Consider the following 5,400-nt stretch of genomic DNA (forward strand, 5'->3'; position numbering starts at 1 on the left):
TATGAATTTTTAGTGTTGGCAGCAACCTACTCTCCCACACCCCAACGAATGCAGTACCATCAGCATGAAATGGGCTTAGCTACCGGGTTCGAAAAGGGACCGGGCGTTTCCCCACCACCATCAACCACCAACACAACCACAACCCCACCACAGGGCATGCCATGCCAGACACTGCACAGCAGACGCAAACACCACAAACAACCACATGCTCGTTACACTTCATTGTTCAACCTCGGCCAATTAGTACCAGTCACCACACCCCTCACAAGGCTTACAGACCTGGCCTATCAACCCCGTCATCTCCAGGGAACCTCACACGAAACCTCATCTCAAAACAGGCTTCCCGCTTAGATGCTTTCAGCGGTTATCCCTCCCGTACGTAGCCAACCAGCCCTACCCATGGCAAGATAACTGGCACACCAGAGGTACGTCCAACCCGGTCCTCTCGTACTAGGGTCAGCCTTCTTCAAGTTTCCACGCGCGCGGCGGATAGAGACCGAACTGTCTCACGACGTTCTAAACCCAGCTCGCGTGCCGCTTTAATGGGCGAACAGCCCAACCCTTGGGACCTACTCCAGCCCCAGGATGCGACGAGCCGACATCGAGGTGCCAAACCATCCCGTCGATATGGACTCTTGGGGAAGATCAGCCTGTTATCCCCGGGGTACCTTTTATCCGTTGAGCGACACCACAACCACAAGTAGATGCCGGATCACTAGTCCCGACTTTCGTCCCTGCTCGAGCCGTCACTCTCACAGTCAAGCTCCCTTATACACTTACACTCAACACCTGATTACCAACCAAGCTGAGGGAACCTTTGGGCGCCTCCGTTACCATTTAGGAGGCAACCGCCCCAGTTAAACTACCCACCAGGCACTGTCCCCAACCCAGATCATGGGCCAAGGTTAAGATGCTCAATCCGACCAGAGTGGTATTTCACCAACGACTCCACACACACTAGCGTGCATACTTCACAGTCTCCCACCTATCCTACACAAACCGAACCAAACAACAATACCAAGCTATAGTAAAGGTCCCGGGGTCTTTTCGTCCTGCCGCGCGTAACGAGCATCTTTACTCGTACTGCAATTTCACCGGGCCTGTGGTTGAGACAGCAGGGAAGTCGTTACGCCATTCGTGCAGGTCGGAACTTACCCGACAAGGAATTTCGCTACCTTAGGATGGTTATAGTTACCACCGCCGTTTACTGGGGCTTAAATTCTCCGCTTCGACCACCAAAATGATCTAACAGGTCCTCTTAACCTTCCAGCACCGGGCAGGCGTCAGTCCGTATACATCAACTTCACGTCTTCGCACGGACCTGTGTTTTTAATAAACAGTCGCTTCCCTCTATCCTCTGCGCCCCCACACAGCACAACACCGCAAAGATGCCACACCACACGGGGGTCCCCTTCTCCCGAAGTTACGGGGACAATTTGCCGAATTCCTTAACCACAGTTCACCCGAACGCCTTAGTATACTCTACCAAACCACCAGTGTCGGTTTAGGGTACGGGCCGCATGCACACTCGCTAGAGGCTTTTCTCGACAGTACAGGATCACCAGCATCACCCACACGGGCTACGCATCACGCCTCACACAACAACAACACGGATTTACCTATGCCGCGTGCCACACGCTTACACCACAATCCAATAAGTGGCCCAGCTACCTCCCTGCGTCACCCCATCACTTAGCTACTACCAGCTCAGGCCCCACGCACCAACACCACAACAACCTCAAAAAGACTGCATGTAGGCCAGTAGGCGGTTAGTATCACCGATTCACTACTTGTCGCATACACACGGGTACCGGAATATCAACCGGTTATCCATCGACTACGCCTGTCGGCCTCGCCTTAGGCCCCGACTCACCCTGAGAAGACGAACTTAACCCAGGAACCCTTAGTCATACGGCGGACAAGATTCTCACTTGCCATATCGTTACTCATGCCTGCATTCTCACTCGCACACACTCCACACCAGGTCACCCCACTGCTTCCACACATGCACGACGCTCCCCTACCCAAACAAAAAAGTTTGCCGCGGCTTCGGCGGTGTACTTAAGCCCCACTACATTGTCGGCGCAGAACCACTCGACCAGTGAGCTATTACGCACTCTTTCAAGGATGGCTGCTTCTAAGCCAACCTCCTGGCTGTCTTCGCGATCCCACATCCTTTTCCACTTAGCACACCCTTAGGGGCCTTAGCCGACGATCTGGGCTGTTTCCCTCTCGACCAATGGAGCTTATCCCCCACAGTCTCACTGCCACACAACACTTAAACCAGCATTCGGAGTTTGGCTGACATTGCTAAGATGATAGTCCCGCTCAACCAACCAGTAGCTCTACCTCCAGCAAGCTCATGTGACGCTGCACCTAAATGCATTTCGGGGAGAACCAGCTATCACGGAGTTTGATTAGCCTTTCACCCCTACCCACAGCTCATCCCCGCAGTTTTCAACCTACGTGGGTTCGCGCCTCCACAACCTCTTACAGCTGCTTCACACTGGCCATGGGTAGATCACCCCGCTTCGGGTCCAGAACATGCCACTAACAACACCCCATTAGGATTCGCTTTCGCTACGACTACCCCACCATACGGGTTAACCTCGCGACATGCCGCTGACTCGCAGGCTCATTCTTCAAAAGGCACGCCATCACCCCACACAAAAGGCTCTGACGGATTGTAAGCACACGGTTTCAGGCACTCTTTCACTCCCCTCCCGGGGTACTTTTCACCATTCCCTCACGGTACTCATCCGCTATCGGTCACACTGAGTATTCAGGCTTACCGGGTGGTCCCGGCAGATTCACAGCAGATTCCACGAGCCCACTGCTACTCGGGAACACACACAACACACCACCACCAGCCTTCACGTACGGGACTCTCACCCACTCCGGCAGACCATTCCAAGCCACTTCCGCTAACCAATGACAGCGCGCGCCGCACTAGGCAGATACGACACACATGCATCCCACAACCCCCACCACGCAACCCCTGCCAGGTATCACACGCAATAGGTTTAGCCATCCTCCGCGTTCGCTCGCCACTACTAACGGAATCACTCTTGTTTTCTTCTCCTACGGGTACTAAGATGTTTCACTTCCCCGCGTAAACCCCCACACCACCTATACATTCAGCAGCGGGTAACCAGCAATGACACTGGCCAGGTTTCCCCATTCGGACACCCTCGGATCAACGCTCGATTGACAACTCCCCGAGGCCTATCGCGGCCTTCCACGTCCTTCATCGGCTCAGCATGCCAAGGCATCCACCATGCGCCCTTACAAGCAACAACAAAACAAACACACAGAAAAACAAAGATGCTCACGTCCACTATACAGTTCTCACACAACACACCCCACACCACAACCACACACATGCGATCACAGCAGCAAGGCCAGACACAACACACACATGCTGCGCCAGACACCCAACAACGCACCAACACACCACAACAACAACCACCCACCCCACACCCCCACAGGATGTGCCTCCACCCAGATTCACACAAATATAAACTCCATAGAAAGGAGGTGATCCAGCCGCACCTTCCGGTACGGCTACCTTGTTACGACTTCGTCCCAATCGCCAATCCCACCTTCAACCACTCCCTCCACAAGGGTTAGGCCATGATTTTCGGGTGTTACCAACTTTCATGACGTGACGGGCGGTGTGTACAAGGCCCGGGAACGTATTCACCGCAGCGTTGCTGATCTGCGATTACTAGCGACTCCGACTTCATGGGGTCGAGTTGCAGACCCCAATCCGAACTAAGGCCGACTTTACAAGGATTAGCTCCACCTCACGGTCTCGCAACCTATTGTACCGACCATTGTAGCATGTGTGAAGCCCTGGACATAAGGGGCATGATGATTTGACGTCATCCCCACCTTCCTCCGAGTTAACCCCGGCAGTCTCTCATGAGTCCCCACCACCACGTGCTGGCAACATAAGACAAGGGTTGCGCTCGTTGCGGGACTTAACCCAACATCTCACGACACGAGCTGACGACAACCATGCACCACCTGTACACCAACCACAAAGGGAAAACACATCTCTGCGTCGATCTCGTGCATGTCAAGCCCAGGTAAGGTTCTTCGCGTTGCATCGAATTAATCCACATGCTCCGCCGCTTGTGCGGGCCCCCGTCAATTCCTTTGAGTTTTAGCCTTGCGGCCGTACTCCCCAGGCGGGGCGCTTAATGCGTTAGCTACGGCACAAACCCCGTGGAAGAGGCTCACACCTAGCGCCCACCGTTTACAGCATGGACTACCAGGGTATCTAATCCTGTTCGCTACCCATGCTTTCGCTCCTCAGCGTCAGTAACTGCCCAGTAACCTGCCTTCGCCATCGGTGTTCCTCCTGATATCTGCGCATTCCACCGCTACACCAGGAATTCCAGTTACCCCTACAGCACTCAAGTTATGCCCGTATCGCCTGCACGCCCGAAGTTAAGCCCCGGAATTTCACAGACGACGCGACAAACCACCTACGAGCTCTTTACGCCCAGTAAATCCGGACAACGCTCGCACCCTACGTATTACCGCGGCTGCTGGCACGTAGTTAGCCGGTGCTTCTTCTCCACCTACCGTCACCCCAAAGAGCTTCGTCGGTAGCGAAAGGAGTTTACAACCCGAAGGCCTTCATCCCCCACGCGGCGTCGCTGCATCAGGCTTGCGCCCATTGTGCAATATTCCCCACTGCTGCCTCCCGTAGGAGTCTGGGCCGTATCTCAGTCCCAATGTGGCCGTACACCCTCTCAGGCCGGCTACCCGTCGCCGCCTTGGTAGGCCATTACCCCACCAACAAGCTGATAGGCCGCGAGCTCATCCCCAACCGAAAAAATACTTTCCACCACCGACACTAAACGATGGTCCTATCCGGTATTAGACCCAGTTTCCCAAGCTTATCCCGAAGTTGAGGGCAGATCACCCACGTGTTACTCACCCGTTCGCCACTCGAGTACCCCCGAAAGGGCCTTTCCGTTCGACTTGCATGTGTTAAGCACGCCGCCAGCGTTCGTCCTGAGCCAGGATCAAACTCTCCACAAAATAAGGCTCGTGAAAAGCCCAAACCTAGCAAAACAAAACTGACAAAAAATCACATTCATCAGCCAACCACCACCCACAAAAGATGATGATCACATCGCATCATTATTTTACCGTGGCCTGCCGACCACCACTGGCACACACCCCACAAACAAAGAGGGGGTGTAGAATGAATGAAACACTAAAAAATAATCACTGTTATCAATCAGTGCATTGGTACGCTATCGAGTTCTCACACAACACAACCACAACCCACACCCAAGACTCTACTTACACCATCCGGGTTGGTGCCGCGGCGACTCCCCATAACCTACACACCCACCACCACACACACAAACACCCAGGCCA

General features: G+C 54.1%; 3 rRNA genes. All 3 read right to left on the reverse strand.

Annotated features, from left to right (window positions below):
* Positions 1–13: 13 nt before the first annotated feature.
* Positions 14–132 (reverse strand): 5S ribosomal RNA (gene rrf, locus H7347_RS10500).
* Between the two features lie 87 nt (positions 133–219).
* Positions 220–3,299, reverse strand: a 23S ribosomal RNA gene (locus tag H7347_RS10505).
* Positions 3,300–3,530: 231 nt separating this feature from the next.
* A 16S ribosomal RNA gene (locus tag H7347_RS10510) occupies positions 3,531–5,055 on the reverse strand.
* Together the 16S, 23S and 5S rRNA genes form the textbook arrangement of a ribosomal RNA operon.
* Positions 5,056–5,400: the final 345 nt, after the last annotated feature.

It is taken from the genome of Corynebacterium sp. zg-331 (assembly GCF_014267345.1).
Taxonomy (GTDB): Bacteria; Actinomycetota; Actinomycetes; order Mycobacteriales; family Mycobacteriaceae; genus Corynebacterium.